Raw genomic sequence first — 17,822 nt, 5'->3', positions numbered from 1 at the left:
AGTCACAGTCCCGTCGTCACAGTCCCAAACGGGCGCGCGTCTCCGGCTTGAGCTGGCCATCGGGGGTCCAGCCGCGCAGCTCGTAGTACTTGGGCAGCATTTCGGGCAGCTTGCTGGTCAGCCCCTGCGCCGGCCCGGTTTTGGCCCCTTCCTTGAGCAAGCGCGGCGGCAAGGTGTCGTCCTTGGCGGTGAAGCCGGCCCGGTTGTTGAAATCGCGCTCCATGTTCCAGATGCGCTCGCCCACCTCGTTGAGGTATTCCAGCGTGAACTCCTCGCCACAGGCCGCGGCCACCTGGGGTTGCACATCGGCCAGGCTCCAGGCGAAGCTGGTGAAGATGCAAATGCCGGCCGAATCGAACACCGCCGTGGCATCCTGGAAGGCCTTGACCAGCTCGGGCTTGCCATCGGCCACCAGCGGGTCGGTCTTCATCGGAATGCCCAGGATCTCCGACGCCACGGTGTAGCTGCGCAGGTGGCAGGCCCCGCGATTGCTGGTGGCATAGGTCAGCCCCATGCCCTGGATGCCGCGGGCATCGTAGGCAGGGAACTCCTGCCCTTTGACGCTCATCGACAGCTCGGGGTGGCCGTACTTCGCACACAGCCGCTTGCTGCCCTGCCCGATCTCCTTGCCAAAGCCCACCCCCTTGGCCGTCATCTCGGCCAATTCGCACAAGGCCTTGGCCGAGCCGAACGGCGCCTCGATGCCGATCTGCTCCTTGGTCAGCACGCCCATTTCGTACAGCTCCATCACCGCGCCGACGGTGGCACCGAAGGAGATCGGGTCCATGCCCTGCTCATTGCAGATCAAATTGGCGTACTGCAGCGCCTCCAGGTCGTTGACCCCGTTGGCCGCGCCCAAGGCCCAGGCAGCCTCGTACTCCAGGCCACCGGAGGCGCCCCAGTACTGCGGCTTGTTTTCCACCGAGAAGTGGGTCTGGTCGATCTTGCTGATGCGCCCGCAGGCGATGGTGCAGCCGAAGCAAGCTTGGTTGGTCACGAGCTGAGGCTTGCCATCGCTCTTGCGCGGCGTGGCCATGGCCTCGGCCGAGATGTCCTTGGCCCCCTCGAACTGGCTGTCGCGGTGGTTGCGCGTGGGCAGCGCGCCCACCTCGTTGATGACGTTCATCAGCACCTGCGTGCCATAGGTGGGCAGCCCCTGGCCGGTGACGGCATTGTCGGCGAGGATCTTCTTTTTCTCGAAGGTGACTCGCATGAATTCCTTGGGGTTGGCCAGGTTGCCCACGCCCCGGGTGCCGCGCACGGCAATGGCTTTGAGGTTCTTGCTACCCATCACCGCCCCCACGCCAGAGCGTCCGGCGGCCCGGTGCAAGTCATTGACCACCGCGGCAAACAGCACCAGGTTCTCGCCCGCTTGCCCGATGCTGGAGATGCGGGTCAGCGGATCCTGATGCTGCTTCTTGATGATTTCTTCGGTCTCCCACACCGATTTGCCCCACAAGTGGGCCGCATCGCGCAACTCGGCTTGATCGTCGACGATCGCCAGATAAACCGGTTTGGGGCTCTTGCCTTCGAAGATGACCATGTCCCAGCCGGCCATCTTCAGCTCGGCCCCCCAGTAGCCGCCTGAATTCGAGCAGGCGATGGCGCCGGTCAGTGGCCCTTTGGTCACCACCGTGTAGCGTCCGCCGGTGGAGGCCATCGTGCCCGTCAGCGGGCCGGTGGCCCAAATGATCTTGTTGTCCGGCGACAGCGGATCGACTTTCGGGTCGATTTCGCTGCTCAGATACTTGGAGGCGAGGCCGCGTGACCCGAGGTACTGTTTGGCCCAGGTCATGTTCAACGGTTCGCTCTTGCACTGCCCCGTGGTGAGGTTCACACGCAAAATCTTGCCAGCCCAGGACATGATGCGCTCCTTTCAGGCCGCTGCTGCTTGGTTGCCGAGCTTGTCGGCCCAGGCCTTCATGCGGTCCAGGCCGGTCCAGTTGGCATCGACGAAGGTGATGGCCTGTGTGGGGCAAGCCTCGGCACAGGCCGGCTGCCCACCGCACAAGTCGCACTTTTGCACCTTGCCGGTTTCCTGCACGTAATTGATGGTGCCGAAGGGGCAGGCAATCGTGCACACCTTGCACCCCACGCAGGTGGTCTCGCTGACCACCTTGGCGCCGGTGAGCTTGTCGATGGTGATGGCCTCCACCGGACAGGCATGCAAGCACCAGGCCTCGTCACATTGTGTGCAGGTATAGGGTACCTTGCGGCCGGTGTGGTGGAAGTCGAAGACCTTGATGCGCGACTTGGAGGTCGCATACACCCCGTAGTTTTCGAAGCTGCAGGCCATCTCGCATTGCAGACAGCCGGTGCACTTCTCGGGATTGATGTGCAGAACCTTTTGCATGGCTCGCCTTTCGGTTGGCTGTGGAGGGTTCGTGCGGCAGGACAGGGCATGCGCGCGTCCTGACCCGGTGCTATGCAATCTTCTTCCTAGGTCGTCGGCCTGCAAACCTAGGCCTTACCCGGGTTTTCCGGGGGTCTGGGCCGCGCCGCTGTTCCACGCTGGGACAGCCCCCGGTCCACCTTGGCAAGCCGCTCGGCCAATGCCACACTGCGCGTCATGGTCAATTCCCGCGGTGCCTGGGGCAGCCAGCCACAGGCACTGCCGCCTTCGTCGCGCAACGAGCATGTCCCGATTGGATCGCCCTGCCATCGGCAAGCTGGATCGCATGGCCCTTGAGGGCCCGCCCCCGATGTCTGCCGACCACGCCAGCGCGATCGCGCGCAGTCACGCCCGTTGTGCCGCCTTGGGCGTGGATGAGCGTGCCGTGCCGGACCTCAGTCCCGTGCCGCTTGGACGGCTGCAAGAGATGCGCGAGCGCAACCGGCAACTCTGGCGACACGCCGTGCCGGTGATGGAGATGTTGTTCGAGCAAATCGTCTTCACCCGCAGCCTGGTGGTGCTCACGGACAGCCAAGGCACCATCCTGCACAGTCTGGGCGACGATGGCTTCATGGAGAAAGCCCAACAAATCGCGCTGGCGCCCGGGGTGAACTGGTCCGAGGCCACCAAAGGCACCAACGCGATCGGCACCGCCTTGTTCGACGAAGCCCCCACCCTGGTGCATGGCGCCGAACATTTCGTGCGAGTCAATCATTTCCTGACCTGCTCGGCCGCGCCGATCTTCGACCATGCCGGCCAGGTGATGGGCGTGCTGGACGTGACCGGCGACCAGCGTTCCTACCACCCCCACACGCTGGCGCTGGTCCGCCTGTCGGCCCAGATGATCGAAAACCATTGCTTCAACGACCGCTTCCGCCAGGGGCTGCGGCTGCACATTCACCCGCGGCCAGAGATGCTTGGCACGGTCCGCGAGGGCTTGCTGGCGGTCTCCCCCGATGGCGCGGTGCTCGGCGCCACCCGCACCGCCTTGGACATGCTGGGGCGCAGCGCCGCTGCCCTGCGCATGCAAGGCTTGCAAGCCGCACTCGGCATCACCGTCGGCCAGGTCATCGACCATTGCCGTCGCTGCGGCGACGAGCCCTTGCGGATCGTGCTGCACCGCGGGGGCCTGGGCGAAAGCAGCCTGTATCTGCGCGCATTTTTCAATTGGCCGACCTTGTGGAGCCGGGGGCGCAACGCCGTGGCACCGCCCCCGCCGGCCTTGCTCGCTGCACCGGTGGCCGTCACGACGCCCCCGGCGACCCTGCAAGCCTTGGAGCTCGAGGCCATCCGGCGGGCGGTCACGGCCGCCGGCGGGAACATCTCCAAGGCGGCCCGCCAGCTGGGCATTGGACGCAACACGCTGTACCGCAAGTTGCGCAAGGCATCGCCGGGCGCGTCTTGAGCCGGCTCAGGGAGCGGTCTTCGCGTTGGGGAAGAACAGCGGTTCGCCACCGATACGATAGGCGGCGATTGTGGCCTGGCCGGCCTCGGACACCAGCCAATCGACAAAGGTCTGGGCCAGGTCCCGCTTGACATGCGGATGCCGCGCCGGGTTGACCACGATCACACCATACTGGTTGAACAGGCGCTGGTCGCCTTCGACCAGCACGGCCAGATCGCCGCGATTCTTGAACGACAGCCAAGTCCCGCGATCGGTGAGCACGTAGGCCTGGCTGCCAGCGGCCATGTTCAATGCCGGGCCCATGCCGCAGCCGCAGGCCTTGTAGCCGCTGACCCGGGTCTCGGGGGCCTCGATGCCCGCCGCCTTCCAATATCGCAGCTCGGCCGCATGGGTGCCGCTTTTGTCGCCGCGGGAAATGAAGGTGGCATGGCCGGCGGCCAACTTCTGCAAGCCTGCCACGATGTCGCGCCCCTTGACGCCGGCCGGATCAGCCTTCGGACCGACGAGGATGAAATCGTTGTACATCACTGGAAGGCGCTTCAGGCCGAAGCCTTCGGCGACGAACTTCTCTTCGGCGGCTTGGTCGTGCACGAAGACGACATCCGCGTCGCCACGCCGCCCCATGTCCAGCGCCTGCCCCGTGCCCAGTGCCACCACCCGCACCTCGATGCCGGTTGCTTGCTTGAAGGCCGGCAGCAAGTGGGCGAACAGGCCCGACTGCTCGGTCGACGTCGTTGACGCCACCACGATGAAGCGCTCCTGCGCCCACACCCCCACCGTCAAACAGGCCCCCAGGCCCAAGCCCGCCACGCGCAGGATCAGTCGCCCAATCGTCAGTGCCATGGAAGTTCTCCTTTGAGGAATAGCTGCGCTTGCCGCGGCAACTCGCCGTGGAAGAAGCGATCGACATCGACATCGGCCAGCACCCGCCCCTGCTCGAGGTAGACGACACGGGTGGCCAAGCGCCGGACCTGCCCCAGGTTGTGAGAGCTCATCAGCACGGTGAGCCCCTGGCCGGCGAACTGCTCGATCAAGGCCTCCACCTCACGCTGGGCAGAGGGGTCCAGGCTGGCGGTGGGCTCGTCCAGCAGCAGCATGTCGGGCTGCAAAGCCCAAGCGCGCGCCAGCGCGACGCGCTGCTGTTGGCCGCCGGACAGCACCCGGGCCGCCCGCCGGGCCTGCGTGTGCAGCCCCACACGCTGCAACGCCTCCTCGGCACGCGCAACACATTCGCGCCAAGGGACACCGGCCAGCCACGGCCCCAAGGCGACGTTGTGGCGCACACTCAGACGCAGCATGTGCGGGCGCTGGAACACCATCGCCTGGCGCCACGGCTGCCCGTCCTCGCGCCGGCCGCAGTACCGGCGGCCTTCGGTCAGTGGCACCAACCCGTGCAAGGCCCGCAGCAACGTGCTCTTGCCTGACCCATTGGCCCCGACGAAAGCGATGCGCTCCGCGGCATGCACCTGCAGGTCCACACCGTGCAATGCCGTCTTGCGGCCAAAGCGCACGCATGCCCCCTCCAGCCCGATCTGCAGGGTCGGCTGCGCAGCAGGCGCGCGGTGCACCACACGCAAAGACGTCACCGGCGGCCAGCTCACGGCGCGGCCCTCCGGTCACGGCGTGACCTGATTCCGAAATGGGAGGCGCCCTCCTCTGGGAACGGCTGTGCAGCAGCAGCAATCATGCGTAGGACTCATCCTTCCGTTCGTGCCACTGGCGCATGGCGGCGATCAGCACGTTCAACGCCAGCACCACGGTCAACAGCACCAGCCCCAGCCCCAGGGCCAGCGGCAGGTCGCCCTTGCTGGTTTCCAAGGCGATGGCGGTGGTCATCACGCGCGTGACGCCATCGATGTTGCCGCCCACGATCATCACCGCCCCGACCTCGGCGATCGCACGGCCGAAGGCCGCCAGTCCCACCGTGGCCAGTGCGGCACGCTCGTCCCAGGCCAAGATCAAGGCGCTGCACAGGCGCCCCGCCCCGAGCGAGCGCAACTGCTCGCCGTGATCGTTCATCGCCGCTTCCAGATGCTGGCGCACCAGCGCGGTGACGATGGGCAGCACCAGCAGCGTCTGCGCCACTACCATCGCCGCAGGCGTGAACAGCAGGCCCAAGGGGCCCAAGGGACCTGCGCGCGATAGCAGCAGGTAGACCACCAAGCCCACCACCACCGCCGGCAGGGCCAAGAACGTGTTGAGCAACACCAACACGGCAGCGCGGCCTGGGAAACGGCTGACCGCAATCCACGCACCCAGCGCAAGCCCCAGCCCCATCGCGATGAGGCTGGCCGTGCCGCTGACCTGCAGGGACAGCATCACGATGTTCCACAGCCGTGGATCGAAGGACGACAGCAGCGCGAGCGCCTGGACGACGCTGTCGGCCAAGGCGTTCATGCAAAGACTCCGGTCATGCTCGTTATGCTAGGGCTCAGTTCCCTCCACGGCGATATGAAGACCCATGCATAGGATCTCGCTGCGCTATGCGCTGTGCGCACCGAACGAGCCGGTCGAAGACCTGTACCACCCCTTGATTCGGCTGCTCCAGGCCATCGACCGGTCGGGGTCGATCTCTGCCGCGGCGCGCGAACTGGAGCTGTCCTACCGCCATGTGTGGGGCGAACTCAAGCGCTGGGAAGCCGAGTTGGGCCAGCCACTGGTGCGGTGGGTCAAAGGTCAGCGGGCTCAACTCTCGCCCTTTGGCGACAAGCTGCTGTGGGCCGAGCGCCGCGCCCGCGCGCGGCTGGCCCCGCAGATCGAGGCTTTGCGCAGCGAGTTGGAGCGGGCCTTCGCGGTGGTCTTCGACGAGCAAGCCTTGGTGCTGAGCGTGCAGGCCAGCCACGATGAGGCCCTGCCGCGCTTGCGCGAGCGAGTGGCTCGCTCGGGCCTGCATCTGGACCTGCAGTTCAGCGGCAGCGTCGATGCGCTGGATGCCTTGAACGAAGGGCGCTGCCTGGTGGCTGGCTTCCATCTGCGCTTGGATGCCGATCGCCGCTCGGCCACGGCGCGCACCTACCGCCCCCGCCTCAAGCCGGGGCGCCACAAGCTCATCGGCTTTGCGCAGCGCTGCCAAGGCCTGATCGTCGCGCCAGGCAATCCGCTGCATGTGCAGGGCCTGGCCGATCTGAGCCGCCCAGGACTGCGCGTCGTGTACCGACCGCGGGGCACGGGCTCACGGGTACTTTTCGAGGAACTGTGCGCGCAGGCCGGGCTCGCATGGCCTGCGGCAGCCCTCACCGAGCCTTCACATGCTGCCGTGGCCGAGGCCGTCGCCAGTGGCGCCGCCGATGCCGGCTTCGGCATCGAGACGGTAGCGCGCTCGCGTGGCCTGGACTTCCTGCCGCTGGTTCAGGAACGCTACGTGCTCGCCGTGTTGGCCCCATCGCTGGAGCAGCCTGCCGTGCAACGGCTGATGCAAGCGCTACGCGACCCGGCCTGGCAGGCCGAGCTGGCCACCTTGCCCGGCTACACGCCCGAGCGCTGCGGTGAAGTACTGAGCCTGCGCGCGGTGCTGCCCTGGTGGAGCTACCGACAGCCGCGCCGATGAAGCCAGCGTCTTCTCACAGCGCACAAGAGCGAAAGCCGCTGAAGACATCGTCACGTTCGGGCAGCAGGAAGTGGCGGTACTTCGGGTCCTTCAGCCGTCCTCGCGTGACCATCGACCCGCCCTTGAGCACCCAGTGCGTCCCGAAGCAAGGCAAGGAGTAATGGCGGTAGGGATCGGGTTCGAAGCCAGCATACGGTTCGAAGCGACTGGCCGTCCACTCCCAGACCTCCCCGCTGCGAAACCCCTGGCGACGGCCCAGGGCGTGCGCGGCCTCCCACTCCTCCTCGAAGGGCAATCGCCGTCCCGCCCAGCGGCACCACGCCTCGGCTTCGTGGCAACTCACATGGGTCACCGGCGCGGCCAGCGGCACTTGGGTGAGCACGCCAAAGCGTCGCACCAGCACGCCATGGCGCAACTGCTCGACATGACGCGGCGCGGTGCGCGCCTGCCGCTGCACCCAGGCCCAACCGGCCTCGCTCCACCAGCGGGGATCCTCGTAGCCCCCATCATCGATGAATTCCAGAAACTGCGCCCAGCTCACCGGCTGCGCGTCGATCTCGAACTCCGGCAAGCGCACCTCGTGAGCCCATTTTTCGTTGTCGAAGACGAAGCCTTCCCCGCGCGGCCGTCCCAGGCTCCAGCGGCAATGAGGCACCCGCACTGCCGCACGTGGCGTGCAGGGCTCTGGCACGACCACATCGGGCATGGGAATGCCCACCGTCTGGGCCATGCAGGCCAAGGTCTCGGCGCACTGATCCTCGTGAAAGAGGGCCAGCCGGAAGAAATACAAGCCCTCGTCGGTCTCTGGAGCGTTGGCCAGCAAGTCCAGCGTGGCCTCCAAGGTATCGACCAGGTAGTTGCGCGTCTCGGTGGCATCGGGCCAATGCCGCAACCAGCGCTGGTCGTGCGGCACGCACGTGGGGTCATACCAAGCATCGGCCTGCGGCAAGATGGAGGCCAGCTTCGGCCGGGTCGGGTCGGCCTGAGCCCCGCGGTAACGTTCCACGTTGCGACCGATCCAGTATTCCTGGAACCAGGCCACGTGGCCAAGCAACCACAGCGGCGGCTCGAGTTCGGGCCAACAAGGCACCTGCAACATGCCGGCCTGCTCGAACGACGCAAAACGACGCAAACTGCAGTTGCGGGCATCGATCAAGGCCAAGGACAGGGCGTCGCGCCCCAGCTGGCGCAACAAGGGGGTGTCGATGTCCACCATCGTCGATTCCCGCACAATTGGCGATGCGGGCATTGTCCCACCTCCGGTGGCCCGCCGCCCCCCGATCCACCGCCCAAGACCTCACCCCATGACTGCTTCGACCCCTCCTCGCTTGACCTCGCTGTCCCACGGCGGAGGCTGCGGCTGCAAAATCGCGCCCGCGGTGCTGTCCGAGATCCTGCGCTCCACGCCCGGACTGCCCGTGCCCGAGGCGCTGATGGTGGGCATCGAGACGGCCGACGATGCGGCCGTCTACCGCCTCAACGACCAGCAGGCCCTCATCGCCACCACCGACTTCTTCATGCCCATCGTCGACGATCCCTACGACTTCGGGCGCATCGCAGCCACCAATGCGATTTCCGACGTGTATGCCATGGGCGGCCGCCCCATCCTCGCCTTGGGCCTGGTGGGCATGCCGGTCAATGTGCTGCCGCTGGAGATCATCGGCCGCATCTTGCAAGGCGGCCAGAGCGTCTGTCGCCAAGCCGGCATCCCGATCGCCGGCGGGCATACCATCGACTCGGTCGAGCCCATTTACGGCCTGGTCGTGCTCGGGCTCGTCCATCCCGAACGGGTCAAGCGCAATGCAGGATCGCGGCCCGGCGACCTGCTCGTCTTGGGCAAACCGCTGGGCGTGGGTGTGCTGTCGGCCGCACTGAAGAAGCAAGCGCTGGATGAGGCCGGCTATCGGCGCATGATCGACACCACCACGCGCCTGAACACGCCCGGCATGGACCTGGCCGAGTTGCCCGGCGTGCATGCCTTGACCGACGTCACCGGCTTCGGCCTGGCCGGTCACGGCTTGGAGATGGCGCGGGGAGCCGGCGTGCGGGTGGTGATCGATTGGGCCTCGGTGCCCTTGCTGGAAGGCGCACGCGAGCTGGCCGCGCGTGGTTTCATCACCGGCGCCTCGGGCCGCAACTGGGCCAGCTATGGCGCCTCGGTGGATCTCCCCCAGGGCTTCGACGACATCGAGCGGGCCTTGCTCACCGACCCACAGACCAGCGGCGGGCTGCTGGCGGCCTGCGCCCCTGAGGTCGTCGACGAGGTGCTGGGCATCTTCGGCCGGCACGGATTCGAGGCCGCCACCGTCGTGGGTCGGATCGAGGCCGGCGAAGCGCGGTTGGTGGTGCGTTGACCGATCCGTGGCGGCTCAGGCCGCCGGCTTGATCCGTTCGAGCTTGGCGCCAAAGCGTTGCAAGATCGACCGCTCGATGCCCTGGGCATCCAGCCCTTGCAGGGCCAGCAAGCGCGCCGGATCGCCATGCTCGACGAACTCGTCCTTCAGGCCGAGCATCAGCACCGGCACCGTCACGCCCGCTGCATGCAGCGCCTCGGCCACCGCGCTGCCGGCTCCCCCCATGAGGCAGCCTTCCTCCACCGTCACCAAGGCATCGTGGCTGCGGGCCAGCTCCTCCACCAGGGCCACGTCCAGCGGTTTGACGAAGCGCATGTTGGCCACCGTGGCATCCAGCCGCTCGGCGGCGGCCAAGGCGGGGTAAAGCATGGGCCCGAAGGCCAAGATGGCGATGCGCTGGCCACGGCGACGCACCTCGCCCTTGCCAAAGGGCAGGAGCGTCATCGCCTTGTTCACCTCCACGCCGACGCCGGCGCCACGAGGATAGCGCACGGCCACCGGATGGTCTTGCATATAGGCGGTGTAGAGCATCTGCCGACACTCGTTCTCGTCGGCGGGCGTCAGCACGCTGACGTTCGGAATGCAGCGCAAGTAGGCGATGTCGAACGCGCCCATGTGGGTGGCGCCATCCGCCCCGACGATGCCGGCGCGATCCACGGCCAGCACCATGGGCAGTTTCTGAATCGCCACATCGTGGATGAGCTGATCGTAGGCGCGCTGCAAGAAGGTGGAATAGATGGCCACCACCGGCTTGAGGCCCTCGCAAGCCAGCCCGGCTGCAAAAGTGACGGCATGCTGCTCGGCGATGCCCACGTCGTAGAAACGGGTCGGGAAACGCTGATGAAACTCCACCATGCCCGAGCCCTCCCGCATGGCCGGCGTGATGGCCACCAGCTTCGGGTCGGCCTCGGCCATGTCGCACAGCCACTGGCCGAACACCTGGGTGAAGGTCAGCTTGGGCGGCGTGGCCGGCTTCTGCAATCCGCGCACCGGATCGAACTTGCCCGGGCCGTGGTAGGCGATCGGGTCGGCCTCGGCCAGCTTGTAGCCGTAACCCTTTTTCGTGACCACGTGCAAGAACTGCGGGCCCTTGCGCTGGCGCAGGTTCTCCAGCGTGGGAATCAGGGCGTCGAGATCATGACCGTCGATCGGCCCGACATAGGTGAACCCGAATTCCTCGAAGATCGTGCCTGGCACCACCATGCCTTTGGCATGCTCCTCGAAGCGGCGCGCCAATTCGAACAGTGGCGGCGCGTTCTTCAGCACCGCCTTGGCACCCTCGCGCGCGGCGGCATAGAACTTGCCGCTCATCAGCCGGGCCAAATATTTGTTCAGCGCCCCCACCGGCGGGCTGATCGACATGTCGTTGTCATTGAGCACCACCAGCATGTCGGCCAAGCCCACCGCATGCGGCACGCCCGCATTGTTCAGCGCCTCGAAGGCCATGCCAGCGGTCATCGCCCCATCGCCGATGATGGCCACGCAGCGCCGGTCCTCGCCTTTGAGCTTGGCCGCCAAGGCCATGCCCAGCGCGGCCGAGATCGACGTGGACGAATGCGCCGTGCCGAAAGTGTCATACGGGCTTTCGTCACGGCGCGGAAACCCGCTGATGCCGCCGAGCTGACGCAAGGTGTGCATGCGCTCGCGCCGGCCCGTGAGGATCTTGTGCGGATAGGTCTGATGCCCCACATCCCATACCAGCCGATCCTCGGGCGTATTGAACACGTAGTGCAGCGCGATCGTGAGTTCGACCGTGCCCAAGTTGGACGACAAATGACCGCCCGTTTGAGACACGCTTTGCAGCACGAAGTCTCGCAACTCGACAGCCAAACGTTTGAGTTCGCCGCGGGGCAGCCGCCGCAAATCGGCTGGACTGCGGATCGTTTCCAGCAAGGAGTGCTTCATCAGTGTTCTCGATCGACGATGCGCTCGGCCAGCCGGGCCAGACAGGCCGTGTTGGCCAAGCCGCTGCGTGCCAAGGCCTCGCAGGCGGCGTCCCGCAACTCGCCGGCATGACGCCGTGCGGCCTCCAAGCCCAACAGTGAGACATAAGTGGGCTTGCCGTCCTGAGCGTCCTTGCCCGCGGTCTTGCCCAGGGTCTCCGACGCCTGGGTCACATCCAAGATGTCATCCACCACTTGAAAAGCCAAGCCCACGGCCCACCCATAGTCCGACAACGCCTGCATGGCCGCCGCGTCGGCCGCACCGCAGCTCGCCCCCATCATCACGCTGCCATGCAACAAGGCCCCGGTCTTGCATCGGTGCATGTGGCGCAACTCGGCCTCGCTGAGCGTGCGGCCCACCGCCGCCAAGTCGATGGCCTGCCCGCCGGCCATGCCGGCATGCCCGGCCGCGCGCGCCAGCAGACCGCACAGTCGGGCCTGCATCGGCAGCGGGATGTCGGCCTCGTCCTGCGGCGTGAGCACCTCGAAGGCCAAGCCTTGCATCGCATCGCCGGCCAGCATGGCCAGCGCCTGGCCGAACTTCACATGGACCGTGGGTTTGCCCCGGCGCAGCACGTCGTTGTCCATGCAAGGCATGTCGTCGTGAATCAGCGAATAGGCGTGGATCAACTCCACCGCACACGCCGCACGCAGCGCCGCTTGCGCATGGCCGCCCACGGCCTCGGCAGCGGCCAGCACCAGCAACGCGCGCAAGCGTTTGCCGCCATCGAGCACGCCGTAGCGCATGGCTTCCCCCAGCCCGGCCGGCGCATCGGCCGGCACGAAGCGATCCAAGGCGGCTTCCACGCGCTGCAGCGCCGCTGCGGTCCAGTCCTGAAACTGCGCCGGGCTCATGTCGGGTTCCAGGGCTTGAGCTGCCCGTCCTCGATCACCTTGACCTGGGCCTCCACCGCCTCGAGGCGACTGCGGCAAAAAGCCAATAACTCCGCCCCGCGCTGGTAGGTCTGCAACAGACGATCCAGCGGCAACTGCCCGGACTCGAGCTCGGCCACCAGGCGCTCGAGTTCGGCCAGCGCCTCCTCATAGCTGGCAGGGCGGGCCGCGCTGGCGGCCGACGCAGATGTCGGGGTCTTGGGCATGGGACGCGGGGAAAAGCTTCTGATTGTAGTCAACCGTCATTGTGCGAAAAACGCACCGCAGACCATCCCTACGCCCTGGGATGGCGCAAGCCGCAGCGCCACGTAGGGCCACCCGGCCGAACAGCCCCCCCGCCGGTAAAATCGTGGATTCCCCGTCATCGCCCGTCCCGGACCGCCCAGAGGTCCTCAACACACACTTCAACGGAGGCATTTGCCATGGACGGCGCCACTGTGACCTGATCGGGGAAGATGGGCCCACCGTGGGTGGTGGTTGGACATTGGTTTTTGGAGATCCTGGGGATCATGTCAGACCTAAGCATTGCCCTTGAGCAAAGCCACACGCAACTGCCGGTATCGGCCTATTTCAGCGAGGAGTTGTTCCGTCGCGAAATGGAGCTCATCTTCCATGGCGGTCCGCGGTACCTCGGGCATGCGCTCGCGGTACCCGAGGTGGGCGACCACTACGCCCTGCCCCAGGAAGGCGAGGGCCGTGCACTGGTGCGGTCGCCGCGTGGCATCGAACTGATCTCCAACGTGTGTCGCCACCGTCAGGCCGTGATGCTGCGCGGTCGCGGCAACACGAAAAGCAACATCGTCTGCCCGCTGCACCGCTGGACGTATTCGCTGGACGGCCAGTTGTTGGGCGCCCCGCACTTCGCGCAAGACCCCTGTCTGAACCTCAACACCTACCGACTGCGCGAGTGGAACGGGATGCTGTTCGAGGACAACGGGCGCGACATCGCCGCCGACCTGGCCGGGCTGGGCCCGCGGCAAGCCTTCGATTTCTCGGGCTATGTGCTCGATCATGTCGAGTTGCACGAGTGCGACTACAACTGGAAGACCTTCATCGAGGTCTACCTGGAGGACTACCACGTCGGCCCCTTCCATCCCGGATTGGGGAACTTCGTGACCTGCGACGACCTGCGCTGGGAGTTCGGTCGCGAGTACTCGGTGCAGACCGTGGGGGTGTCCAATGCGCTGGGCAAGCCGGGCTCGGACGTCTACCGCAAATGGCATGAGGTGCTGCTGGCGTACCGCAATGGCGAGCCGCCCACCCAAGGAGCCATTTGGCTGACGTATTACCCCCACATCATGGTGGAGTGGTATCCGCACGTGCTGGTCGTCTCCACGCTGCACCCCAAGGGCCCGCAAAAAACGCTCAACGTGGTGGAATTTTTCTATCCAGAGGAGATTGCCGCCTTCGAACGAGAGTTCGTCGAAGCGCAGCGTGCCGCCTACATGGAAACCTGCGCCGAAGACGACGAGATCGCCCTGCGCATGGACTGGGGTCGCAAGGCCCTGCTGGAGCGCGGCGACAACGAGGTCGGCCCATACCAAAGCCCGATGGAAGATGGCATGCAGCATTTCCACGAGTGGTATCGCAAGAAAATCGGCCCACTCTGATCCGATGCCTTGACGTCTCGAAGGCACGACACCCGGCTGCGGCCGGGTGTTTCTTTTCCGGCTGTCGCACAATGCCGGACGTTGCCTGCCCCGAATCGCCCGTGACGCCGCCGCCGCCCGACACCCACACGCGCTCGCTCAGCCGCACGCTGCCGATCTCCGTGTTGCTGTTCACCGTGGTGCCGCTGGTGATCGCCGGCTTGCTGACGCTCACCGAAGGCGCACAACGGCTGCGCGAGGAACAAGAGCTGCGGGCGCGCCAGACGGCCAGCCTGCTGGCCGGGCGGGTCACCCAGTTGCTCGCCAGCGCCCAACGCTTGGGGCAAGCGATGGCCGTCTCGCCCGCGGTGCTGGCGGCCTTGCAGCCGCCTGCCTCTGCCGATCGTGCGATGGACGAGCCGCCCTCGCGCCCGGAGGTCCTCGGCGACCCATGGCTGGCTCTGATCCGCAGCTTTCCGGAAGTGGACCGCGTCGAGCTGCTGGATGCACAGGGCCGCAAGGTCTACACCCACCCGCCGCGGCTGCAGGAAAGCCCGCCGGTGCGCCACCTCACCGCCTCGCAGCCCCCTTGGTACCCCCGGGAGGATCTCGGCAGCATCGAGATTGGGCTGCGCGTGACGCACGATGGAGCCGACGGCTGGGTGGTCGTGGGGGTGTCGGCGCAGTCCCTGGCCCGGGCGTTGGAGCCTCCGGCCCAAGACGGCGGCGAACTGTGGGCCCTGCTGCGCGATGCCCAAGGGCGGGTGCTCATGCTGGTGCGGCGGATCGCCGGTCAGCCACCGGAGGTCCAGCCCCTGCCGGTGATCGAGGCCCTGGCCGCCCCCGACGCCCGCTCCCGCCCGGTGGTGGCCCGCTCGGCTTTGGACGACAGCGCCTGGAGCGTCGAAGTCCAGGCTTCGCTGGATGCCTACCGCTCCTTGGTCTTGGCCGAGCTGCTGCGTTTCGGCCTGACGGTGTTGGTGATCTCGGCCCTGAGCGCTGGGCTGGCCTGGCATTTCGCTCGCTCGCTGACGCGAGCGATCCGGGAAGTGGCGCGTGCCGCGCGGGCCATCCTGCGCGGCCATTACCTCAATGCCCATGTGGCCCTACAGCGCGATGACGAGCTGGGGCTGTTGGCCCAGTCGTTCAATCACATGAGCCGGCAGCTCGAGCAACGGGAGCGCGAGCGCGATGTCTTTGGCCGCCTGGTCTCGCCCGAGGTGCGCGACCAGCTCGTGCAAGGCGAGCTGATGCTCGGAGGGCAAGAGGTGGAAGTCACGGTGCTGTTTTCCGACATCCGCGGCTTCACTCGGTTGTGCGAAGGACTCAAGCCGCGCGACGTGGTGCTCACGCTCAATGAATACTTCACACGCATGACCCATGCGGTACAGCGCTTCGGCGGCTACGTCAACAACTACATGGGCGACGCCATGGTGGTGGTGTTCGGGGCGCCCACGCCCGACCCGCACCGCGTGGAGCGGGCGCTGCACGCGGCCGTGGCCATGCGTCGCGAGCTGGCGGCCTTCAACCAGGAGCGTGCCAGCTATGGGGCCGCTCCGCTGGAAATCGGCATCGGCTTGGCCAGCGGCACCGCCCTGGCCGGACAGATCGGCTCGCCCGAACGCTGCATCTACACGGTGATCGGGGACACGGTGAACATCGCCGCCCGTCTGGAAGGCTTGGCCAAACACGAAAGCGGCATGCAGGTCTTCATGAACCAAGCCACCCGCGACCTGCTGCCACCGCATCTGCGCGAAGCCTTGCAACCCCTGGGCGAATTGGCCCTGAAGGGCCGCGGCACGCGGGTGCCAGTCTGGGGGCTGCCCGAAGGGGCCGAACTGCCCGAGCCCCCGGCCCACTTACGACGTCCCGAGGAAGAAATCTTGTGAGTGCACCCGTCTTGATGGTCTTGTCCTCGCTGCTGTTCGCCACCATGGGGGTGTGCGTCAAATATGCCTCCGCGTACTACAGCAGCGGTGAAATCGTGTTCTACCGCGGCTTGGTGGGCGCCACATCGATCGCGCTGCTGGTGTGGCGACGAGGCGGCAGCCTGCGCACTTCGGTGCCTGGCATGCACTTCTGGCGCAGCCTCAGCGGTGTGCTCGCGTTGAGTCTGTGGTTCTATGCCATCGGCGGACTGCCGCTGGCCACGGCCATGACGCTCAACTACATGTCCTCGGTATGGATGGCGCTGTTTCTGCTGGGCGGGGCGATCCTGATGGGCGGCGCGCGCGTGGACGGCCGGCTCATCGCCGCAGTGATCACTGGCTTTGCCGGCGTGGCCCTGATCCTGAGACCCACGATCGAAGACCGTCAGCTCTGGTACGGCCTGGTCGGCCTCATTTCCGGCATGCTGTCGGCCACGGCGTATCTCCAGGTCACGGCCCTGGGCCGCGTCGGCGAGCCCGAATACCGTGTGGTCTTTTATTTCTCCCTCGGCGGCGTGGTGGCCGGGGGCTTGACCATGCTGGTCGGTGGCGCCAGCACACACACGCCCCAGGGCGTGGCCTTGCTGCTGGCCGTCGGGGTGTTGGCCACCGTCGCGCAACTGCTGATGACGCGCGCCTATGCCACCGGCAAGCCTTTGGTCAATGCCAGCCTGCAATACCTGGGCATCGTCTTTTCTTTTGGCTACGGCGTGCTGCTGTTCCACGACCCCGTGACATGGATGGCCATCGTCGGCATGATCCTGATCGTGGTGGCAGGCATTGCCGCCACCTTCCTGCGCAGCAAGACCGCACCGAACGTGCCCCCGCAATCCACCAGCACCGAGTCATGAGCCTGCCCTCTCCTCTGATCTCTGCCCAGGCGCTGCGCGCGGCCCTGGCGTCGTCGCAGCCGCCCGTGCTGATCGACGTGAGCTTCGACCTGGCCGACCCGACCGCCGGCCAGGCCGCTTATCTGCAGTCCCACCTGCCGCAAGCCCACTACCTGCACCTGGACCGGGATCTGTGCGGCCCCAAGACAGGCGGCAATGGCCGCCATCCGCTGCCTGCCCGCGAGGTGTTTGCGCAACGCATCGGCGCGCTGGGCATCGACCCAGACACCCCCGTGGTCGTCTACGATCGCCAAAGCGCCATGTTCGCCGCCCGGGCTTGGTGGATGCTACGCTGGCTGGGCCACCCGGAGGTGGCCGTCTTGGATGGTGGCCTGCCGGCCTGGGAAGCCCTTGGCGCACCGCTGCAGGCCGGCCCCGTCCCCCCGCTGGCGCCCCGCGATTACCCTTTGCGACCGGCAGGCATGCCCATGCGCGATGCGCAAGCGGTCCTGCACGCGTTGGGCACGCCGCAGCAATGCCTGATCGATGCGCGCGCTCCCGAGCGCTATCGCGGCGATGTCGAGCCGCTGGACCCGGTGGCCGGGCACATTCCCGGCGCCATCAACCGCTTCTACAAAGACAACCTCGGCGCCGATGGCTGCTTCCGCCCCGCTGAGGAGCTCAGGGCAGAGTTCCTCACGTTGCTGGGCGATGCGCCCGTGCAAGCCGTGGTGCATCAGTGCGGCTCGGGCGTGACGGCCTGCCACAACCTGTTGGCCATGGAAGCCGCAGGGCTGCACGGATCGGCGCTGTATCCCGGCTCCTGGAGCGAGTGGTGTGCCGATCCGACCCGGCCCATCGAACGGGGCTCGAGCGCGCCTTGTCGCGTCGCTTGATTTGCCTCAACATGCTTGGGCGCCCTCGGCGCAAGATCTGGACA

General features: G+C 66.7%; 16 protein-coding genes. 7 read left to right on the top strand and 9 right to left on the bottom strand.

Annotated elements, in window-relative coordinates:
* Window positions 1–16 precede the first annotated feature (16 nt).
* Both CTA01S_RS07240 and CTA01S_RS07235 read right to left on the bottom strand, forming a co-directional pair.
* Window positions 17–1,864: an aldehyde ferredoxin oxidoreductase family protein gene (locus tag CTA01S_RS07240; protein ID WP_019559976.1), complete on the bottom strand. Its 1,848-nt coding sequence runs from the start codon at window positions 1,862–1,864 to the stop codon at window positions 17–19.
* 12 nt (window positions 1,865–1,876) lie between these two features.
* Window positions 1,877–2,353 (bottom strand): 4Fe-4S dicluster domain-containing protein, encoded by a 477-nt coding sequence (locus CTA01S_RS07235; protein ID WP_019559975.1) that lies wholly within the window; start codon window positions 2,351–2,353, stop codon window positions 1,877–1,879.
* Between the two features lie 349 nt (window positions 2,354–2,702).
* Here CTA01S_RS07235 and CTA01S_RS07230 point away from each other — a divergent pair, with 349 nt between their 5' ends.
* Window positions 2,703–3,797 carry a helix-turn-helix domain-containing protein gene (locus CTA01S_RS07230; protein ID WP_232301018.1) on the top strand — a complete coding sequence of 365 codons (1,095 nt, stop codon included), beginning with the start codon at window positions 2,703–2,705 and terminating at the stop codon, window positions 3,795–3,797.
* A 6-nt stretch (window positions 3,798–3,803) separates the two neighbouring features.
* Here the strand turns inward: CTA01S_RS07230 and CTA01S_RS07225 are convergent, their stop codons facing one another.
* The 3 genes from CTA01S_RS07225 to CTA01S_RS07215 form a co-directional block, all read right to left on the bottom strand.
* Window positions 3,804–4,640 (bottom strand): ABC transporter substrate-binding protein, encoded by an 837-nt coding sequence (locus CTA01S_RS07225; RefSeq protein ID WP_157451321.1) that lies wholly within the window; start codon window positions 4,638–4,640, stop codon window positions 3,804–3,806.
* Complete coding sequence (locus tag CTA01S_RS07220) at window positions 4,631–5,398, bottom strand: ABC transporter ATP-binding protein (RefSeq protein WP_084362344.1); 768 nt, start codon at window positions 5,396–5,398, stop codon at window positions 4,631–4,633. The genes CTA01S_RS07225 and CTA01S_RS07220 overlap by 10 nt, the downstream gene beginning before the upstream one ends.
* A gap of 82 nt (window positions 5,399–5,480) precedes the next feature.
* Window positions 5,481–6,194 (bottom strand): ABC transporter permease, encoded by a 714-nt coding sequence (locus CTA01S_RS07215; RefSeq protein ID WP_062193828.1) that lies wholly within the window; start codon window positions 6,192–6,194, stop codon window positions 5,481–5,483.
* 64 nt (window positions 6,195–6,258) lie between these two features.
* On the opposite strand from CTA01S_RS07215, the gene CTA01S_RS07210 reads away from it, so the two are divergent.
* Window positions 6,259–7,344 (top strand): substrate-binding domain-containing protein, encoded by a 1,086-nt coding sequence (locus tag CTA01S_RS07210; RefSeq protein WP_062193824.1) that lies wholly within the window; start codon window positions 6,259–6,261, stop codon window positions 7,342–7,344.
* A 13-nt stretch (window positions 7,345–7,357) separates the two neighbouring features.
* Here the strand turns inward: CTA01S_RS07210 and senA are convergent, their stop codons facing one another.
* Entirely contained in the window at window positions 7,358–8,560 is a 1,203-nt protein-coding gene (senA, locus tag CTA01S_RS07205) for a selenoneine synthase SenA (RefSeq protein ID WP_062193819.1), read from the bottom strand.
* An 88-nt stretch (window positions 8,561–8,648) separates the two neighbouring features.
* On the opposite strand from senA, the gene selD reads away from it, so the two are divergent.
* Window positions 8,649–9,698, top strand: coding sequence for a selenide, water dikinase SelD (selD, locus tag CTA01S_RS07200; RefSeq protein ID WP_062193816.1), 1,050 nt, complete (start codon window positions 8,649–8,651; stop codon window positions 9,696–9,698).
* 15 nt (window positions 9,699–9,713) lie between these two features.
* On the opposite strand, the gene dxs is transcribed toward selD, so the two are convergent.
* From dxs to CTA01S_RS07185, 3 genes are read right to left on the bottom strand one after another with little or no spacing between them, the layout of a single operon-like run.
* Window positions 9,714–11,603, bottom strand: a complete 1,890-nt coding sequence (gene dxs / locus CTA01S_RS07195) for a 1-deoxy-D-xylulose-5-phosphate synthase (protein ID WP_062193813.1) — start codon at window positions 11,601–11,603, stop codon at window positions 9,714–9,716.
* Window positions 11,603–12,496 (bottom strand): polyprenyl synthetase family protein, encoded by an 894-nt coding sequence (locus CTA01S_RS07190; RefSeq protein ID WP_019559966.1) that lies wholly within the window; start codon window positions 12,494–12,496, stop codon window positions 11,603–11,605. Before CTA01S_RS07190 ends, dxs begins: the two co-directional genes overlap by 1 nt.
* Complete coding sequence (locus CTA01S_RS07185; RefSeq protein WP_019559965.1) at window positions 12,493–12,741, bottom strand: exodeoxyribonuclease VII small subunit; 249 nt, start codon at window positions 12,739–12,741, stop codon at window positions 12,493–12,495. The genes CTA01S_RS07190 and CTA01S_RS07185 overlap by 4 nt, the downstream gene beginning before the upstream one ends.
* 303 nt (window positions 12,742–13,044) lie before the next feature.
* On the opposite strand from CTA01S_RS07185, the gene CTA01S_RS07180 reads away from it, so the two are divergent.
* From CTA01S_RS07180 to CTA01S_RS07165, 4 genes are all read left to right on the top strand, one after another.
* Window positions 13,045–14,145, top strand: coding sequence for an aromatic ring-hydroxylating oxygenase subunit alpha (locus CTA01S_RS07180; protein WP_026330012.1), 1,101 nt, complete (start codon window positions 13,045–13,047; stop codon window positions 14,143–14,145).
* Window positions 14,146–14,216: 71 nt separating this feature from the next.
* Window positions 14,217–16,013 (top strand): adenylate/guanylate cyclase domain-containing protein, encoded by a 1,797-nt coding sequence (locus tag CTA01S_RS07175; protein ID WP_157451320.1) that lies wholly within the window; start codon window positions 14,217–14,219, stop codon window positions 16,011–16,013.
* Between the two features lie 14 nt (window positions 16,014–16,027).
* Window positions 16,028–16,903: a DMT family transporter gene (locus tag CTA01S_RS07170; RefSeq protein ID WP_019559962.1), complete on the top strand. Its 876-nt coding sequence runs from the start codon at window positions 16,028–16,030 to the stop codon at window positions 16,901–16,903.
* A gap of 2 nt (window positions 16,904–16,905) precedes the next feature.
* Window positions 16,906–17,778, top strand: coding sequence for a sulfurtransferase (locus CTA01S_RS07165; protein WP_062194074.1), 873 nt, complete (start codon window positions 16,906–16,908; stop codon window positions 17,776–17,778).
* The last annotated feature ends 44 nt before the right edge of the window (window positions 17,779–17,822 follow it).

It is taken from the genome of Caldimonas taiwanensis NBRC 104434 (genome assembly GCF_001592165.1).
GTDB classification, from domain to species: domain Bacteria; phylum Pseudomonadota; class Gammaproteobacteria; order Burkholderiales; family Burkholderiaceae_C; genus Caldimonas; species Caldimonas manganoxidans.
This window is presented reverse-complemented; position numbering and strand designations above follow the sequence as displayed.